This is a genomic window from Bordetella genomosp. 5 (assembly GCF_002261475.1).
GTDB lineage: Bacteria > Pseudomonadota > Gammaproteobacteria > Burkholderiales > Burkholderiaceae_B > Bordetella.
In genome coordinates this window covers 265179-282468 of record NZ_NEVN01000001.1, presented here as the reverse complement: position 1 = coordinate 282468, position 17290 = coordinate 265179, and the positions used below count along the sequence as shown (strand labels likewise).

The following is a 17290-nucleotide window of genomic DNA, read 5'->3' as shown; positions in this document are numbered from 1 at the left end:
TCGACATGTCCAATTCCAATCCCGGTCGCACCCGGACCATGCCGCCGCTGGAGCAGACGCCGCGGCGCGCCCAGATCCTCAAGAAGCTGCACGCGCGCCCGACGGTGCGCGGCTCGGTGCTGGCCCTGCTGGTTCTCATCGTCTTCGTGATGGTGGCGCCGTACTTCGCGCCGCAGAATCCGTACGACCTCGCCAACCTCAACCTGCTCGACGGCCGCCTGCCGCCCCGCTCGCCCATGATGGACGGCGGCTTCTACTGGCTCGGCACCGATGACCAGGGCCGCGACATGCTGAGCGCGATTCTGTATGGCCTGCGCATCAGCCTCATGGTGGGTCTGTCGGCCGTGGTGCTCGCCACCGCCATCGGCAGCCTGGTGGGCCTGCTGGCCGCCTACGTCGGCGGCGTGGTCGATGCCATCCTGATGCGTCTGGTCGACTTCATCCTCGGCTTCCCGACCATCCTGGTGGCGCTGGTGCTGCTGGCCATGATGGGCCGCGGCGTCGACAAGGTGATTCTGGCGCTGGTGGTCGTGCAATGGGCGCATTACGCGCGCATCATGCGCGGCCGCGCGCTGCAGGAACGCCGCAAGGAATATGTGGAGGCCGCCGCCAACCTCGGTTACCCGGCCTGGCGCGTGATGCTGGTGCATCTGCTGCCCAACTGCATGGGCCCGGTCATGGTGTTCGCCACCATCCAGATCGCCACCGCCATCGCGCTCGAAGCCACGCTGTCGTTCCTGGGCGTGGGCGTGCCCATCACCGAGCCGTCGCTCGGCCTGTTGATCGCCAACGGCTTCCAGTACCTGCTCTCGGGCGATTACTGGATCAGCATGTTCCCGGGTCTGGCGCTGCTGCTCCTCATCCTCACCATCAACATCGTGGGCGACCGCCTGCGCGAAGCCCTGGATCCGCGACGAGCATGAGCGACATTCTTCTGGACGTGCGCGGCCTGCGCACCGCATTTCATACCGAAGCCGGCGCCTGGCCGGCCGTCGATGGCGTGGACCTGACCGTGCGCCGCGGCGAGATCGTGGGCCTGGTCGGCGAATCCGGCTCGGGCAAGTCGGTCACCGGCTTTTCGTTGCTGGGCCTGATCGACCCGCCGGGCGAAGTGGTCGAAGGCGAGATTCGATTCAAGGGTGAAGACCTGCGCGGCGCGAGCGAAGAGCGCATGCGCCAGCTGCGCGGCGATCGCATCTCGATGATCTTCCAGGATCCGCTGATGACGCTGAACCCCGTGCTGCGGATCAGCGAGCAGATGATCGAGGCGATCCAGACCCATGCCAAGGTCTCGAAGGCGGACGCACTCGAGCGCTGCCGCGAGGCGCTGGAGATGGTCGGCATCCCCTCGCCCGAAAAGCGCCTGCACAGTTTTCCGCATGAGTTTTCGGGCGGCATGCGCCAGCGCGTGGCCATCGCGATCGCGATGCTCAACCGCCCCGACCTCATCATCTGCGACGAGCCCACCACCGCGCTCGACGTGACGATCCAGGGGCAGATTCTGTATCGCATGCAGAACATCTGTCGCGAGCACAACACCGCGCTGATCTGGATCACCCATGATCTGGGCGTGGTGGCCGAGCTCGCCGACCGCGTGGCCGTGATGTATGCCGGGCGCATCGTCGAGGTGGGCCCGGTCGAACAGATCCTCACCAGCCCGCGCCATCCCTACACGCGCGGCCTGCTCGATTCGATGCCCGCCCGCTCCCTGCCCGGTGAGCGCCTGCATCAGATCAACGGCATGGCGCCCAGCCTGTCCGCGCGCCCCTCGGGCTGTGCGTTCCGGCCGCGCTGCCCCAATGTGATCCCGCGCTGTACCGAGAAGGCGCCGGCCGTGACCACCGAAGGCGCGCGCAGCTATCGCTGCTACGTGCCCATCGCCAGCGAGACCGTATCCGCATGACCCAAGCTGAAACTCCCGTCATCGAACTGCGCAACGTCCACAAGCGCTTCGAGAATCGTCCCGACGTGGCGCAGCGCATTCTGGCGCTGGCCGGCAAGCCGATCGACAAGCGCACCGTGCACGCGGTCAACGGCGTGTCGCTCTCGCTCGCGCGCGGCGAAGTCGTGGGCCTGGTCGGTGAATCCGGCTGCGGCAAATCGACGCTGGGCCGCGTCGTGGCCGGCCTGCATCACCAGACCGAGGGCGAGCTGCTGTACCAGGGCCGCCCGGTCGACAGCCTGCGCGGCGCCGACAAGCTCGCCTACACGCTGGGCGTGCAGATGATCTTCCAGGATCCGCAGGCCTCGCTCAATCCGCGGCAGCGCCTGCGTCAGATCCTGGGCGAGTCGCTCAAGGTGCACAAGCTCGCGCCCAAGGCCGAGATCGGGGCGCGCGTCGATCGCGCGCTTGCCGAAGTGGGCCTGGACCGCGAATACCGCGATCGCTTCCCGCATCAGATCTCGGGCGGCCAGCGCCAGCGCATCGGCATCGCCCGCGCGCTGATGGTCGCGCCGAAGTTCCTGGTGTGCGACGAGCCCGTCGCCGCGCTCGACGTGTCGATCCAGGCGCAGGTCATCAACCTGTTCATGGACCTGCGCGAGCAGCACGGCTTCACCTATCTGTTCATCAGCCACGATCTGGGCGTGGTGCGCCACATCTCGGATCGCGTGGCCATCATGTATCTCGGCCGCATCGTCGAACAGGCCAGCGCCACCGAGATCTTCGCGCGGCCCAATCATCCGTACACCCAGGCCCTGATGGCCGAAGTGCCCGATGTGGAGCGACGCGGCCGGCAGTTCACGCCGATCAAGGGCGAAATCCCGTCGCCGCTGAACCCGCCCTCGGGCTGCACCTTCCATCCGCGCTGCCCGCATGCGATGCCGCGCTGCCGCGAAGAAGTACCCGAACTCAAGACCATTGCTTCTGGCCATATTTCGGCCTGTCACCTCAACGACGCCCCCGCCTGATCATGAAGCCTGTCGAACTCACCAACGCCGAACGCATCGCCATCGAACTGGGCCATGCGGGTCGCAACAGCTTTCCGTACATCGACGAAGACCGCAACGCCGATCGTCCGTTCACGCTCAACACCTACATGCCCTACGGCTACCAGCCCGAGGATCCGGTGGTGATCGTGCAGCACGGCGTGCTGCGCAACGGCGACGAATACCGCGATTTCTGGATTCCCGCCGCCGACAAGCACCGTCTGCTGATCATCGCCCTGACCTTCTCCGACGAGATCTGGCCCGGCGTCGAAAGCTACAACAACGGCCGCGTCTTCACGCCCTCGGGCAACCCGCGCCACATCGACGGCTGGACCTATGCCCTGGTGGGACGCGTGCTGAACGATCTGCGCGCCTCTGAAGTGTCGCTGGCCAAGCCCGTGTATCTGTTCGGCCATTCGGCCGGCGGGCAATTCGTGCACCGTCTGATGAGCAGCCAGTCGCACGAGCCCTTCGCCGCCGTGACCGCCGGCAACCCCGGCTGGTACACGCTGCCCACGCTCGACCTGCCCTATCCCGAAGGCATGGGCAAGGTCGGCCTGACCGACGCCCATGTGGAGCGCCTGCTGGCCTATCCCATGACCATTCTGGCGGGCGACCAGGACATCGACACCACCGACCCGCACCTGCCGAGCGAACCGGAAGCCCTGCGCCAGGGCCCGCACCGCTACGCCCGCGCCCAGAACTACTTCGAGGCCGGCAAGCGCGAAGCCGAGCGCCGCGGCGTGCCGTTCAACTGGCAGCTCGTGACCGTGCCCGGTATCGGCCACGATGGTCGCGCCATGTCGGCCGTGGCCGCCAGCCTGTGGTTCGACGGGTCTTTGCCCGACGCCGCCACGCTGGCCCAGCTGGCCGGCCAGAAGGTCGCCTGATTCACGCATCCCTTTACTTACCCTGAGCATCGCACACCATGTCCTCGCTTCCGAACACCGATCAGCTCGTCTCCGACATCATCACCTGGGTCCAGTGCGAATCGCCTTCGCACATGCCCGAACGCGTCGCCGCCATGGCCCACCTGGCCGCCGAGAAGGCGCGTGCCGTGGGCATGCGGGTGGAGGTCAAGCCGCTCGGTGAACAGGCCGGCCCGATGGTGATCGCCACGACCCGCGAGCCGGGCGACACGCGTCCCGGCATCCTGATCCTGGGTCACCTGGACACCGTGCATCCGGTGGGCACGCTCAACGACAATCCGGTGCGCATCGACGGCGACCGCCTGTACGGCCCGGGCACCTACGACATGAAGTCGGGCATCGTGCTCGCGCTCGCCGGCATGACGGGCCTGGCCGGCAAGGACGGCACCCGCCTGCCGATCGATTTCCTGATGGTGCCCGACGAAGAAACCGGCAGCCATGCGTCGCGCGAGTACATCGAGCACTACGCCAAGCAGGCCAAGTACGGGCTGGTGTGCGAGCCCGCGCGCCCCAACGGCGGCAAGTGCGTGACCGCCCGCAAGGGCACCGGCATGCTGCGCCTGGGCGTGAAGGGCCGCCCGGCGCACGCCGGCATGCAGCACGAGAAGGGCCGCAGCGCGATTCGCGAAATGGCGCATCAGGTGCTGGCGCTGGAAGCCATGACCGACTACGACCGCGGCGTCACGGTCAGCGTGGGCACGATCGCCGGTGGCACCACCACCAACACCGTGCCGGCGCTGTGCCGCTGCGTGGTCGACTTCCGCGTGCCCGACATGGGCGCCGCGCAGGACGTGCTGCGCCGCATGCGCGAGCTGTGCGCCGTGGGCCCGGACGTGGAACTCGACATCGATGTCGAACTGAACCGCCCGCCCATGGAAAAGACGCCCGAGTCGGCCGCGTTGCTGGCGCTGGTGCAGGGCTACGCGGCCGAAGCCGGCTTCCCGCTCGAAGACGCACCCATGACGGGCGGCGGCAGCGACGCCAACTTCACCTCGGCGCTCGGCGTGCCCACGCTGGACGGCCTGGGTGCGGACGGCGACGGCGCCCACACGCTCAACGAATACATCCTCGTGTCGACGCTGGAAATGCGCGCGCGCTTCTGGCACCTGCTGTTGCGCGACCTGGCGTAAACGCCACCCGGGGCATGGCGCAGGCCATGCCCTTTTTTCTTGCCGGAGCCCGCCATGAGCGCCCCCGCCCATCCCCGCCCCGAACCGCGCGCCGTCGGCGCCGTCGCCTGCGGCATCGCCACGATCGCACGCGACGGCACGGTGCTCGACACCTGGTATCCCGCCCCGCGCCTGCTCGACGAGGCGGCGGGCCTGTCCGCCACCACCCGCCTGCACGACAACGAAGCGCGCGCCGAACTCGGCGAGGCGGCCCTGGCCGCGCTGGGCCCGGACGCGCGCCGCGATGTCGACGTGGTGGCCGTCCGCACCCACATCGCGAATTGCGCCGAGCCGCCGCGCGACCCGCATGATGTGTATCTGCGTCTGCATCTGCTGAGCCATCGTCTGTTGCGTCCGCATGAGCTCAACCTCGATGGGCTCTTCGCGGTGCTGAACAACGCGGCCTGGACATCGGCCGGCCCCTGCAAGGTGGAACAGGTCGACGCGCTGCGCTGGCATCTGCGCGGCGCGCGCCAGATGCTCGACATCTACGGCATCGACAAGATCCCGCGCCTCACCGATTACGTGGTCCCGCCGGGCGTGCGCATCGCCGACGCGGGCCGTGTGCGGCTGGGCGCCTATCTCTCGCCCGGCACCACCGTGCTGCACGAAGGCTTCTGCAACTTCAATGCCGGCACGCTGGGCGCCTCGATGGTCGAAGGCCGCATCAGCGCGGGCGTGGTGGTCGACGACGGCAGCGACATCGGCGGCGGCGCCTCGATCATGGGCACCATGTCGGGCGGCGGCAAGCAGATCGTCTCGATCGGCAAACGCTGCCTGCTGGGTGCGAACTCCGGCGTCGGCATCGCGCTCGGCGACGACTGCGTGGTCGAGGCCGGCACCTACATCACCGCCGGCACCCGCGTGCTCATGCCGGAAGGCATGGTGGTGAAGGCCGTGTCGCTGTCGGGCCAGCACGGCCTGCTGTTCCGGCGCAACTCCCAGACCGGCGTGGTGGAGGCCATCGTGCGCACTGCCGCCTGGGGCACGCTCAATCCGGATCTGCACGCGGGGCATTGAGCGGGGCGGCGCTCGCGGCGCGGGGCATGCACTGACGGCGCAATCGCGTCCGGCCCGAGCAGGGACGTGGCGCGGCGTGTCGCGCGCGTCTCGTAGAATGGACCCCACGCTGTCCCCTCTGGAGAATTTTTACCTCATGCCCGATATTTTCAAGGAAGACGACTGGTCCATGGCCGAAGGCCAGCTCGACGGTCAACCGCTCATCGTGCGCAGCCGCTCCGCGCTGCCCGACGAGGCCGACCGCCACGTCTTCGACAAGCTCATCATCGTCTCGTGGTCGTACACCGCCAACGACGTCGGCATGCCGCAGGACGAGGACAACCAGCAGACGATCCAGTTCGAGGACGCGATCGACGAGTCGCTTCAGGATCAGGACGTCGGCTACCTGACCGGCTGCATCACCGGCAACGGCAAGAAGGAATGGCGCTACTACGCGCGCGATGTCGACGCCTTCATGTCGCGCTTCAACCTCGGCCTCGCCGGCCATCCCGAATACCCGCTCGAGATCCGCGTGTTCCAGGATCCGGACTGGGCCGGCCTGTCGGAGCTGTTCCCGAACACGGAACACTGACGCGCTCAGGGCCGTCGACCGCCGCGCATCGACGCGGCCGACGGTCCGGCGCTGTCCCAAGCCGCCGCGCGCGGCGGGGCACGCGGCTCCGGTGCCCGCGCCCGACGGCGGCGCCCCGCGCTACTCCATCAACTGCACCAGCCGCCAGGTATCCAGAAACGCGTCGACGTTGGTGATCCGCCCGTCGGACAGCGTCATGTGCCAGGCATAGCTGTTTTCGTAGCGCGCGCCGCTCTTGGCGGTGGCCACGCCATCCCAGATCACCACGACCTGATCGCCCTGCGCGACGATCTGCTTCACGTCCGGCGTGATGGGCGTCGCCAGGCGGTCGGTGATCGGCTGCACGGCGTCGGCGAGGAAGCGCTCGCGCGACCGATACACACCGGACACGGGGCTGTTGCCGGCGACGGTCCATTGCACATCTTCCGCCAACAGGTCGAAGACGCTGCCCTTGCCTTGCTGCCAGTTGTCGAAGGCCTGCTCCACCAGCGCCGCGTTCTTCGTGGCGCGGGCGTGCTCGGTGGTGGACGCGCCCGCGCCCGCCGGCGCGGCCAGGGTCATCGCGAGCAACAGCGATTGAATCGATGGTTTCATGATGGGTGCTCCTGAAAAGGTGGGTCCGGGATGTTGCGCGCGCAACGATCAGACGCTGACCGTGGGGCGCACGACGATCTCGCTCGTGTCGACGTCTTCGGGCTGGTTGATCACGTGCGCGATGGCGGCGGCGATGGCCTCCGGCTTGAGCGCGATCTCGCGGTAGGTTTCCATCGCGCGCGCGGCTTCGGCGTCGGTGATGGTGTGCGCCAGCTCCGACTCGACCACGCCGGGGTAGACGCAGGTCACCCGGATCTTGTCGTTTTCTTTGCGCAGCCCGTCGGAAATCGCGCGCACCGCGTACTTGGTGGCGCAGTACACCGCCGCGGTCGGCACGACCTCCAGTCCGCCGATCGACGAAATGTTGATGATCTGACCGCCGCCCTGCGCCTGCAGCGTGGGCAGCACGGCCGCGACGCCGTACAGTACGCCGCGGATGTTCACGTCGATCATGCGGTCCCACTCATCGACCTTGAGCGCGGCCACGCGCGAGAGCGGCATCACGCCGGCGTTGTTCACGATGACGTCGATGCGGCCGTGCAGGCCGAGCGCGTACTGCGCGAAGTCGTCGAAGCTCTGGCGCGACGTCACGTCCAGCGCCTGGAAGTCCACCTGTCCGCCTTCGGCGCGCAGCGTTTGCGCCAGGGCTTCGAGGCGGTCGGTGCGGCGCGCGCCGAGCACCAGCTTGTGGCCCTGTGCCGCCAGCACGCGGGCCGTGGTTTCGCCGATGCCACTGCTGGCGCCGGTGATGAGGATGACCTTGGGAGAAGCGTTTTGGAGTGCGTTCATTGCAGAGTCCTCTCAGTGATGGAAGGGGCCGGCGCCGGGTGCGTGTCCACACGGGTACGGCATGGCTTCCATGGTAGGGAGAGGCGGGGCGCAGGCTAAGACCGGAACGTCTGCCATCCTTGCCCATTTCTATTTGGAACGTGGCGGGATGCGCATAAAACCGGCTCGCTGCTAGACTGTTTCTATTGCCGCGCAGCAGGCGGCACCTCTCTCGCAGGAGCCACGATGTCCGCGCGATCCGCCCGCATGATCGAGTTGGTGAAGCAACTCGCCCCCGCCGAGGGTTACACGCAAACCTGGCTCGACGGCGTGACCCTGATGCGGTCCAACCGTCCGCTCGACACCACCCAGGCGCTCTACGAGCCCAGCATCGTCATCGTGCTGCAAGGACGCAAACGCGGCGTGCATGGCGGCAATCTGTACGTGTACGACGCGGACCACTACCTCGTGATGGCGGTGCCGCTGCCTTTCACCACCCAGACCGAGGCGAGCGAAGCCGAGCCCATGCTGGGCGTGGCGCTGCGCATCGATCCCACCACCACCGCCGAAGTCGCGATGGAGGTGGACACGCTCTACTCCCAGCTCGATGCGCGGCCGCTGAGTCTGTACGCCACGCCCATCGACGACAAACTGAGCGACGCCACGCTGCGGCTGCTCGAAGCGCTGAATTCTCCGATCGAGGCACGCCTGCTCGGGCCCGCCATCATCCGCGAGATCGTGTTCAGGGTGCTAACCGGCGAACAGGGCGGCGCGCTGCGGGCGGCCCTGCAACAAGGCGGCAACTTCGGCCGCATCGCCAAGGTGCTGCGCAAGATCCACACGCACTACGGTCAGGCGCTCGACGTGGCCACGCTCGCGCGCGAGGCCAGCCTCAGCGTCGCGGCGTTTCACGTGCACTTCAAGGCCGTCACGCAGAGCTCGCCGCTGCAGTACATCAAGGCGATCCGCCTGCACAACGCGCGCCTGCTGATGATCCGCAACGGCGTCACGGCCGCCAGCGCCTCGGTGCAGGTCGGCTACGAAAGCCCTTCGCAATTCAGCCGCGAATTCAAGCGCATGTTCGGCCGCAGCCCCACCGAAGAGCTGCGGCATCTGAAGGAGATATTGACGCTGGCGGCGCCGGTGAGTGTGGCCTCGCGATCCTGACGGAAGGCAGGCCGCTCGCCATGGCGGCGGGCTCGCGGTGGCGATCCGCACAGCCGCCCTGCCCTGCGGGGACCTCAGCCCTGGCGCTTGCGCGCCAGAAACGCGCGCATGTGTTGCTGCGGTTCGCCCGTGTCGAAGGCCGCGCCGAATTCGGGCACGCTGTCGGCGATGGCCTCTTCGACGCTCATCCGCTCCCAGCGGCGCAGCAGCCGCTTCTGCTGCTGCAGGGCCTGCGGTCCGAAGCCCGCCAGACGGGCGGCGAGCGCCTGCACGGCGAGGTCGAGGTTGTCGGCCGATACCACCTGATGGACCAGGCCCCACTCGCGTGCGGTGTCGGCATCGATGGCCTCGCCCGTGAGCAGCAGCCACTGTGCACGCGAGCCGCCGATCAGGGCGGGCAGGAGCGCGGCGTGCACCACCGACGGAATGCCCACCGCCACTTCGGGCATGGCGAAACGCGCCGAGTCCGCCGCGATGCGCAGATCGCAGGACGCGGCCAGTTCGAGGCCCGCGCCGAGGCAGTGGCCGCCGAGGCGCGCGATGACCGGCACCGGAAAGAACCGCACCGTATCGCAGAGCTCGGCCAGCCCGGCAATGAAATGCTGGGCACGGGTGTTATCGAGCTCGGCCATCTCGGCGATATCGGCGCCCGCGACGAAGGCGCGTTCTCCGTCGCCGCGCAGCACGACCACGCGCACGGCCTCGGCCGCGGCCAGGCCGTTGAAGGCCCGGGTCAGGTCTGCGATCACGGCCGAACCGAGCACATTCAGGCTGCCCGCCCCCGTGATGCATATCGTGGCCACGCCTTCGGACGTCACATGCACCCGCGCATGCGGATGACTCAATTGCTCCGTATCCACCGCTGAACCTCCTCGGAAAATCCACTGCCGGCGTGTTCGCGCCGTCGCGCTGGCCCATGCTACTGGCGTGCCGCGCACGCTGTAAACCGGGATTACAACGTAAACGGGCCGGTTGCGGCCCGATACAACGGGGACGGGGCCGGATGCGGGCTTAATCGGGCGATTGCGCAGGGGCGGGTGTCCGTTACGCTCTGGGCTGGCTTGCCAGTCCGTTACCTCATGCCCGGGTCTCATTCTGCTCATCCCGCGGCGCGCAGCGCGCCCGCCGCCTACGTCTCTTTTTTCCTGCTCCTGCTGCTTCTGATAGCGCTGGCCTCGCTGCCGCGCGCACAGGCCGCCGGCTTCGGTCTGATCGAGGTGCCGGCGGAGGCCGCCCGTCCGCCCCTCGCCGGCGCGGTCTGGTATCCCTGCGCAGGCACGCCCGGCGCCACGCCGCTGGGCGCCAGCACGCTGCAGGGACTGCTGGCCTGCGATCCTCCCGCCGGTCAGCAGTGGCCGCTGGTGATTCTGTCGCATGGCAGCGGCGGCACCTTTCAGGGTCACCGCGCCACCGCCGAGATGCTGGCCGCGGCCGGCTTCGTCGTCGCGGCGATCGACCACCGCGGCGACAACGCCCGCGACACGGCGCGCCGCGGCCACCTGGATATCTTCGCGAGCCGTCCGGGCGACCTGACCCGCCTGATCGACTACATGACGGAGCAATGGCGCTACGCCAGGCATCTGATCCCCTACAACGTGGGCATCTACGGCTACTCGCGCGGCGGCTACGACGCGCTGGTGCTCGCGGGCGGGCGCCCCGATCTGACGCTGCTGGCGCCGTTCTGCCAGGGCAACGCGCGGATTCCGTATTGCGGCGAGATCGCGCAGCGCGCCTGGCCGATCCTGCCGGGGGCCGATCCGCGCGTCAAAGCCATCGTGCTCGCGGATCCGCTGAATCTGTTCTCGCGCCCCGGGCTGGCGCGGGTGGACGTGCCGGTGCAGATCTGGGCCTCCCAATACGGTGGCGACGGCGTGACGCCTTCGGACATCACCGCGCTGCGGCGCAATTTGCCGCGTAATCCCGACTACCACCTGGCCACGCAGGCAGGGCACTATGCCTTTCTGACGCCCTGCACGCCGCAGCAGCTCGCCGCCCTGCCGGCCCTGTGCCGCGATGCCAGCGGCTTCGACCGGCCGGCCTTTCACCAACAGCTCAACGCCGCGGTGCGGGCTTTCTTCCTCACCCACCTCTGACCGCCGCGCCCCGCTCATGCCGTTGAACCCGTTCCTGCGTTGCGACTGCCCCTGCTGCGGCTACCCCACCCTGGATCAAGGCGCCGATTTCGAGATCTGCCTGCTCTGCGACTGGGAAGACGACGGCCAGGGCGACCGCGACGCCGACGAGGTGCGGGGCGGTCCCAATTCCGATTATTCGTTGCGCGAGGCCCGGGCCAATTTCGCCCGGCATCTGGTGATGTATCGCGAGGGGCATAGCCGGGGCAACGCGCCGGCCCAGCAGAAGATCAAGCGCGAGCTGATGGCCGCCTACGACGCCTGGCGTGATGCCGAGCCCGAGGCGCGAGCGGCGCTGGCCAACGAGGCCCGCCGCCTCGAACGCATGTTCCGCGCCACCAGCAGCCTGAGTCTGGACGACGACTGAGCCGCGTTATTTCTTGAGCAGCGCCTTGAGCATATCGAGACGCGCCTTGGGCGTGAGTGCCGCGGTCGGCTCGTCCTCGACGATGCCGGGCTGATCCAGGCCCATCTCTTCGATGAAGCGCGACGGCTCGCAGACGCGGTCTTCGCGCGCACGGCGGCGGCGCTTGCACCACGACAGATGCAGGCTGCGCTGGGCGCGCGTGATGCCCACATACATGAGGCGGCGCTCTTCCTGGATGCGCACCGCCAGGGTGTTGGCGGCGCTGTCGGGATCGGTGTCTTCTTCGTCGCGGCCCAGGTGTGGCAGCAGCCCCTCTTCGACGCCGGCCAGGTACACGTGCGGGTACTCCAGGCCCTTGGAAGCATGCAGCGTCGAGAGCTTGACCGCGTCGGGCTCTTCTTCGTCTTCGCCGCGCTCGAGCATGGTCACGAGCGCCACATGCTGCACCAGCTCGAACAGCGTCATGCCGTCTTCGTCGGCCTTGCGCTTGAGCCAGCCCGTGAGTTCGAGCACGTTGTGCCAGCGCGTCTGGGCGGGCTTCTCGTCGAACATCTCGTAGAGGTAGCGCTCGTACTGGATGGCCTCGAGCAGATCGTCGAGCAGCGGCCCGGCGGGCTCGGCCGCGCGCGTGCTGCTGCCGTCGGTGCCGCGTCCGGCACGCCACTGGATGCGCCGGATGAACTCGGCGAAGGTGCGCAGGGGATCGAGCTGGCGCGGCGCGAGCAGCGACTCGATGCCGGTCTCGGCCACGGCGGCGAGCAGCGAAATCTGCCGGCCGGCGGCATAGGTGCCAAGCACTTGCAGCGTGGCCTGGCCGATGCCGCGCTTGGGCGTGGTGGCGGCCCGGATGAAAGCGGGATCGTCTTCGTCGTTGGCCACCAGGCGCAGGTAGGCCAGGATGTCGCGCACCTCGGCCTTGTCGAAAAAGCTCTGACCGCCCGAGATCGTGTACGGGATCTTGAGGTTGCGCAGCGCCTGCTCGAGGATGCGCGACTGATGATTACTGCGATACAGAATCGCGAAGTCGCGCCACTCGCACTGGCGCTCGAAACGCGCCGCCGACAGCTTCATGCCGATCGACTCGGCCTCGTGCTCGTCGCCCTCCATGGCGGTCACCTGGATGGGCTCGCCGTAGCCGAGGTCGGACCACAGCTTTTTCTCGAACAGCTTGGGGTTGCGCTCGATCACGCTGTTGGCCGCGTGCAGGATGCGCTGCACCGAACGATAGTTCTGTTCGAGCTTGATGAGCTTGAGATTGCTGTAGTCGGTGGTGAGCTTGGCGAGGTTCTCGATGGTGGCGCCGCGCCAGGCATAGATGGCCTGATCGTCGTCGCCCACCGCCGTGAACATCGCGCGCGTGCCGGTCAACAACTGCACCAGCCGGTACTGACAGACGTTGGTGTCCTGGTATTCGTCGACCAGCAGATAGCGCACGCGGTTCTGCCAGCGCGTGCGCACCTCTTCGTTGTTCTCGAGCAGCAGCGCCGGAATGCGGATCAGGTCGTCGAAGTCCACCGCCTGATAGGCGGCCAGCGTGGCCGCATAGCTGCGGTAGATCTGCACCGCTTCGACTTCGGTCGGCGTGATCGCGACGTTCGCCGCCTGATCCGGCTCGAGCAGCGCGTTTTTCCAGAGCGAGATGATGCCCTGCACTTCGCGCAGCCGGTTGCGGTCGGTCGTGACCAGCAGCTCCTGGATGATGGCCAGCGCGTCGTCGGCGTCGAGGATGGAGAACTGCGGTTTCAGCCCGGCGTGCACGGCCTCTTCGCGCAGCAGACGCACGCCCAGCGCATGAAAGGTGCTGATGGTCAGGCCCTTGGCGAGCTTGCGGTCGACCAGATCCTTCACGCGCTCGGCCATCTCGCGCGCGGCCTTGTTGGTGAAGGTGAGCGCGACCACGTTGCGGCCCATGTAGCCGCACTCGCGCAGCAGGTAGGCGATCTTCTGCGTGATCACGCGCGTCTTGCCGCTGCCCGCGCCCGCGAGCACCAGACACGGGCCGTCCAGATACAGCACCGCCTCTTTCTGGGCGGGGTTCAGGCCATGGCCGATCGGGGTATCTTGGGACATTGCAGGGCGGAAGAAACGGGGGGGTCGAGCGGGCGCGGCACGGCGCCGCTAGATTTCCATGGGATCGACTTCGAGCTGCCAGCGCACGCGCGCCTGCGAGGCCAGCGGCGGCAGCTCGTAGAGCCACGCATGCAGGAAGCCCTGCAGCGCCGGGCGGCTGGCGCTCTCGACGAGCAACTGCGCACGCTCGACGTTGGCCACGCGCACGATCCGCAACGGCACCGGATCGTAGAGTGTAATCGCGTCGGCACCGGGCAGTGAGCCGCCCTCGGCCAGATCGCGCGCCTGTTGCAGAAATGCCAGCGCCTGGGCGAGCTCGCGCGCTTCGGCGGTCAGGAGCGCCTGGTAGGCGAACGGCGGCATGCCGGTGGCTTCGCGTTCCTCGAGCGCGTGACGCGCAAAGCCGGAGAAGTCATGCCGCAACAGCGCCTGATACACCGGCTGCTCGGGATAGCCGGTCTGGATCAGCACCTCGCCGCCTCCCGTGTGCCGGCCCGCGCGCCCGGCCACCTGCATCAGTTGTGCGAACAGGCGCTCGGGAGCACGGAAGTCCTGGGCGAACAGCATCGAGTCGGCATTGAGCACCCCGACCAGCCCCAGCCGCGCGAAATCGTGCCCCTTGGCCACCATCTGCGTGCCGACCAGCAGATCGACCTCGCCCGCATGCACCGACGCAAAGAGCGCCTGCGCGCTGCCCTTCTTGCGCGTGCTGTCGGCGTCGATCCGCGCGATGCGGGCTTCGGGAAAGAGCTCGGCGAGATGCTCTTCGATACGCTGCGTGCCGCGGCCCATCGGCTGAAGATCCTGGTCGCCGCACTCGGGACAGGCACGCGGCACGGGCGCCTGAAAGCCGCAGTGATGGCAATGCAGGCGATAGCCGGCCCCCTGGCCTCGGTGCAGCACCGTGTAGGTGGAGCAGCGCGGGCAATGCGTGATCCAGCCGCACGAGGCGCAATGCAGCACCGGGGCATAGCCGCGCCGGTTCAGGAAGATGAGCGCCTGCTCCTTGCGCTCGAGGCGCTCGGTGATGGCGTCGATCAGCTGGGGCGAGAGACCATGCTTGAGCTGCAGCCGGCGGGTGTCCACGAGCCGCATCTTGGGCAGCTCGGCGGCACGCGCGCGATGCGCGAGCGGCAGCAACAGATAGCGGCCGCGCTGCGCGTGATTCCAGGTCTCGAGCGAGGGCGTGGCCGAGCCGAGCACCACGGGCACATTGCGGTCACGCGCGCGCCACACGGCCAGGTCGCGCGCCGAATAGCGCAGGCCTTCCTGTTGCTTGTAGGAGGTGTCGTGTTCCTCGTCGACCACGATGAGGCCCAGCTCGGGCAGCGGCACGAAAATCGACATGCGCGTGCCCAGCACCATACGGGCCTCGCCGCGCTGCGCCCGCGCCCAGGCCTCGACGCGCTGGCCATCGGACAGGCCGCTGTGCATCACCGCGACGCCATCCGGGCCCACCACCGATTCCAGCCGCGCGCGCAATGCGTTTTCGAGCTGCGGCGTGAGGTTGATCTCGGGCACCATCAGCAGGACCTGACGGCCGCGTGCCAACGCATGCGCCGCGGCGTGCAGATAGACCTCGGTCTTGCCGCTGCCGGTCACGCCGTGCAGCAGGACGGCCTTGAATCCCTCGATCGCGGTGATGGCATCGGTGGCGTGACGCTGCGCGTCGTTGAGCGCGGGTGCCTGGTCGGGCTCGGAGACGTCGCGCGCCTTGCGGGTTTTGCGCGCGTCGAGCCGGGCCACCGGGCCCAGCCCGGAGCGCTTGCCCTGATAGGCCGTGGGCTTGCGCAGCGGCCCGGGCAGCACCGGCAGCATGACCTCGCCCAGCGGGCGCTGATAGTAGTCGGCCGCAAAGGTGGCCAGGCGCAGCCAGTCTTCGGGAAATGGCGGCAGATCCTGCAGCACCTGCTCGATGGCCTTGACCTGCGCCGGCGCGATCGCCGGCGCCTCGGGGTGTCCCACGACCACACCGACCAGCGTACGCCGGCCGAACGGCACGATGACCCGCGAGCCCGCCTCGATCCGTTCGGCCGCGCGGTAGTCGAACGGGCCGTCGAGCGGCACGTCCAGCGCCACGCGATGCCAGACCGGCGGCGTCGCGCCGGCGGCGTCATCGCCGTCGCCGGACGGGTCGGAATCGGGTTCGAGCAGGGACAGGGAGGCGTTCAAACTTAAAGTGAATTCTGGATGTGGTCGCTAAGGTGCGAGGACCCCGAGGGGAACTCGCTCAAAACCTGGCGGCCTGTGGATAACTTTGGGGAAAACGGTCGGATAATTCATCCCCGCCATGGCGCGCTGCCGCAAACGCAAGCCGTTCGCACAGCGGAACCCATGGCTTTATCTTTTTAATTCATGAACTTACGCCAAACACACAAACCCGGAGCAAGATTTCTGGGGTAAACACCGATGGCGTCGCCGCTGTGCACAACTATACGGGGCCATGCTCAATTTACGCCCATGCCGGGGTTAGCGGACACTCACTTACCGTGGAATGACCGGCTGTACGTATGCACCTCGTCAACCAGCTCGGACACGGCCTCGGGCGGGGTGAATTGGGAAATGCCATGGCCCAGGTTGAAGACGTGCCCGCCCTTGCCCACCGGGCCGAAGGCGTCGAGCGTGCGGCGGGCTTCCTGGCGGATGGCCTGCGCGCCGCCGAACAAGGTCATGGGGTCGAGGTTGCCCTGCAGCGCCACCCGATCGGCCACGCGCTCGCGCGCACGGCCCAGGTTGACCGTCCAGTCGACGCCGACCGCATCGCAGCCGCATGCGGCGATTTCTTCGAGCCACATGCCGCCGCCCTTGGTGAAGACGATCACCGGCACGCGGCGGCCATCGGCCTCGCGCTTGAGGGCGTCGACGACCTTGCGCGTGTAGGCCAGCGAGAACTGCTGGAACAGCCCGTCGGCCAGCACGCCGCCCCAGCTGTCAAACAGCATCACCGCCTGCGCGCCCGCATCGATCTGGGCGTTGAGGTAATTGGCGGTCGCCTGCGCGTTGATCTCGAGCATGCGGTGCAGCAGGTCGGGACGCGCGTAGAGCATGGACTTGATCTGGCGATAGTCGTCGCTGCCCTTGCCCTCGACCATGTAGCACGCGATGGTCCAGGGGCTGCCGGCGAAGCCGATCAGCGGCACGCGATTGTCGAGCTCGCGCCGGATGGTGCTGACGGCGTCGAACACATAACGCAGGCGTTCGAGATCGGGCACGGCCAGACGCGCGACGTCTTCTTCGGTGCGCACGGGCGTGGCGAAGCGCGGGCCCTCGCCCGGCGCGAACGACAGGCCCAGACCCATCGCATCCGGCACCGTCAGGATGTCGGAAAACAGGATCGCGGCATCGAGCGGATAGCGCTCGAGCGGCTGCAGCGTGACTTCGGCCGCGTAATCGGGATGCTGGGCCAGGCCCATGAACGAACCGGCGCGCGCCCGCGTGGCGTTGTATTCCGGCAGGTAGCGGCCGGCCTGGCGCATGAGCCAGATCGGCGTATACGGCACGGGTTCGCGCATCAAGGCGCGCAGGAACACATCGTTCTTCAGGGGAGCGGACACGACTGACCTCGGCAAAGGGAA

The 17290-nt window shown here is 68.0% G+C and carries 16 protein-coding genes; 10 read left to right on the top strand and 6 right to left on the bottom strand.

The window, feature by feature from the left end; translation table 11 throughout:
* The first annotated feature begins 5 nt into the window (after positions 1–5).
* The 7 genes from CEK29_RS01385 to CEK29_RS01355 all read left to right on the top strand — a co-directional run bounded on the left by CEK29_RS01385 (position 6) and on the right by CEK29_RS01355 (position 6617).
* Positions 6–923, top strand: a complete 918-nt coding sequence (locus tag CEK29_RS01385; RefSeq protein ID WP_094798414.1) for an ABC transporter permease — start codon at positions 6–8, stop codon at positions 921–923.
* A complete protein-coding gene (locus CEK29_RS01380; protein ID WP_094798413.1) occupies positions 920–1903 on the top strand; it encodes an ABC transporter ATP-binding protein in 984 nt (327 codons plus the stop codon). Before CEK29_RS01385 ends, CEK29_RS01380 begins: the two co-directional genes overlap by 4 nt.
* Positions 1900–2910: an ABC transporter ATP-binding protein gene (locus CEK29_RS01375; RefSeq protein ID WP_094798412.1), complete on the top strand. Its 1011-nt coding sequence runs from the start codon at positions 1900–1902 to the stop codon at positions 2908–2910. Before CEK29_RS01380 ends, CEK29_RS01375 begins: the two co-directional genes overlap by 4 nt.
* 2 nt (positions 2911–2912) lie before the next feature.
* Positions 2913–3818 carry an alpha/beta hydrolase gene (locus tag CEK29_RS01370; protein ID WP_094798411.1) on the top strand — a complete coding sequence of 302 codons (906 nt, stop codon included), beginning with the start codon at positions 2913–2915 and terminating at the stop codon, positions 3816–3818.
* A 38-nt stretch (positions 3819–3856) separates the two neighbouring features.
* On the top strand, positions 3857–4987 hold the full coding sequence (locus CEK29_RS01365; RefSeq protein ID WP_094798410.1) for a M20 family metallopeptidase: 1131 nt from the start codon (positions 3857–3859) through the stop codon (positions 4985–4987).
* A 54-nt stretch (positions 4988–5041) separates the two neighbouring features.
* Complete coding sequence (gene dapD, locus CEK29_RS01360) at positions 5042–6046, top strand: 2,3,4,5-tetrahydropyridine-2,6-dicarboxylate N-succinyltransferase (RefSeq protein ID WP_094798409.1); 1005 nt, start codon at positions 5042–5044, stop codon at positions 6044–6046.
* Positions 6047–6182: 136 nt separating this feature from the next.
* Complete coding sequence (locus CEK29_RS01355) at positions 6183–6617, top strand: DUF695 domain-containing protein (RefSeq protein ID WP_094798731.1); 435 nt, start codon at positions 6183–6185, stop codon at positions 6615–6617.
* 120 nt (positions 6618–6737) lie between these two features.
* Here the strand turns inward: CEK29_RS01355 and CEK29_RS01350 are convergent, their stop codons facing one another.
* Positions 6738–7211, bottom strand: coding sequence for a nuclear transport factor 2 family protein (locus tag CEK29_RS01350; RefSeq protein WP_094798408.1), 474 nt, complete (start codon positions 7209–7211; stop codon positions 6738–6740).
* A 48-nt stretch (positions 7212–7259) separates the two neighbouring features.
* The gene (locus CEK29_RS01345; protein WP_094857144.1) at positions 7260–8000 is read right to left on the bottom strand and encodes an SDR family oxidoreductase; all 741 of its coding nucleotides are present in this window, start codon (positions 7998–8000) and stop codon (positions 7260–7262) included.
* A 225-nt stretch (positions 8001–8225) separates the two neighbouring features.
* Here CEK29_RS01345 and CEK29_RS01340 point away from each other — a divergent pair, with 225 nt between their 5' ends.
* Positions 8226–9146 (top strand): AraC family transcriptional regulator, encoded by a 921-nt coding sequence (locus tag CEK29_RS01340; protein ID WP_217903853.1) that lies wholly within the window; start codon positions 8226–8228, stop codon positions 9144–9146.
* Between the two features lie 74 nt (positions 9147–9220).
* Here the strand turns inward: CEK29_RS01340 and CEK29_RS01335 are convergent, their stop codons facing one another.
* Positions 9221–9991 (bottom strand): enoyl-CoA hydratase, encoded by a 771-nt coding sequence (locus tag CEK29_RS01335; protein ID WP_255176038.1) that lies wholly within the window; start codon positions 9989–9991, stop codon positions 9221–9223.
* A gap of 234 nt (positions 9992–10225) precedes the next feature.
* On the opposite strand from CEK29_RS01335, the gene CEK29_RS01330 reads away from it, so the two are divergent.
* Positions 10226–11239 carry an alpha/beta hydrolase family protein gene (locus CEK29_RS01330; protein WP_094857143.1) on the top strand — a complete coding sequence of 338 codons (1014 nt, stop codon included), beginning with the start codon at positions 10226–10228 and terminating at the stop codon, positions 11237–11239.
* A gap of 16 nt (positions 11240–11255) precedes the next feature.
* Positions 11256–11645 carry a CPCC family cysteine-rich protein gene (locus tag CEK29_RS01325; protein WP_094857142.1) on the top strand — a complete coding sequence of 130 codons (390 nt, stop codon included), beginning with the start codon at positions 11256–11258 and terminating at the stop codon, positions 11643–11645.
* A 6-nt stretch (positions 11646–11651) separates the two neighbouring features.
* Here the strand turns inward: CEK29_RS01325 and CEK29_RS01320 are convergent, their stop codons facing one another.
* The 3 genes from CEK29_RS01320 to hemE all read right to left on the bottom strand — a co-directional run bounded on the left by CEK29_RS01320 (position 11652) and on the right by hemE (position 17269).
* Positions 11652–13715 carry a UvrD-helicase domain-containing protein gene (locus CEK29_RS01320; RefSeq protein WP_094857141.1) on the bottom strand — a complete coding sequence of 688 codons (2064 nt, stop codon included), beginning with the start codon at positions 13713–13715 and terminating at the stop codon, positions 11652–11654.
* 48 nt (positions 13716–13763) lie between these two features.
* Entirely contained in the window at positions 13764–15794 is a 2031-nt protein-coding gene (locus CEK29_RS01315; RefSeq protein WP_255176063.1) for a primosomal protein N', read from the bottom strand.
* Positions 15795–16195: 401 nt separating this feature from the next.
* Positions 16196–17269 carry a uroporphyrinogen decarboxylase gene (gene hemE / locus CEK29_RS01310; RefSeq protein WP_094798403.1) on the bottom strand — a complete coding sequence of 358 codons (1074 nt, stop codon included), beginning with the start codon at positions 17267–17269 and terminating at the stop codon, positions 16196–16198.
* Between the last annotated feature and the right edge of the window lie 21 nt (positions 17270–17290).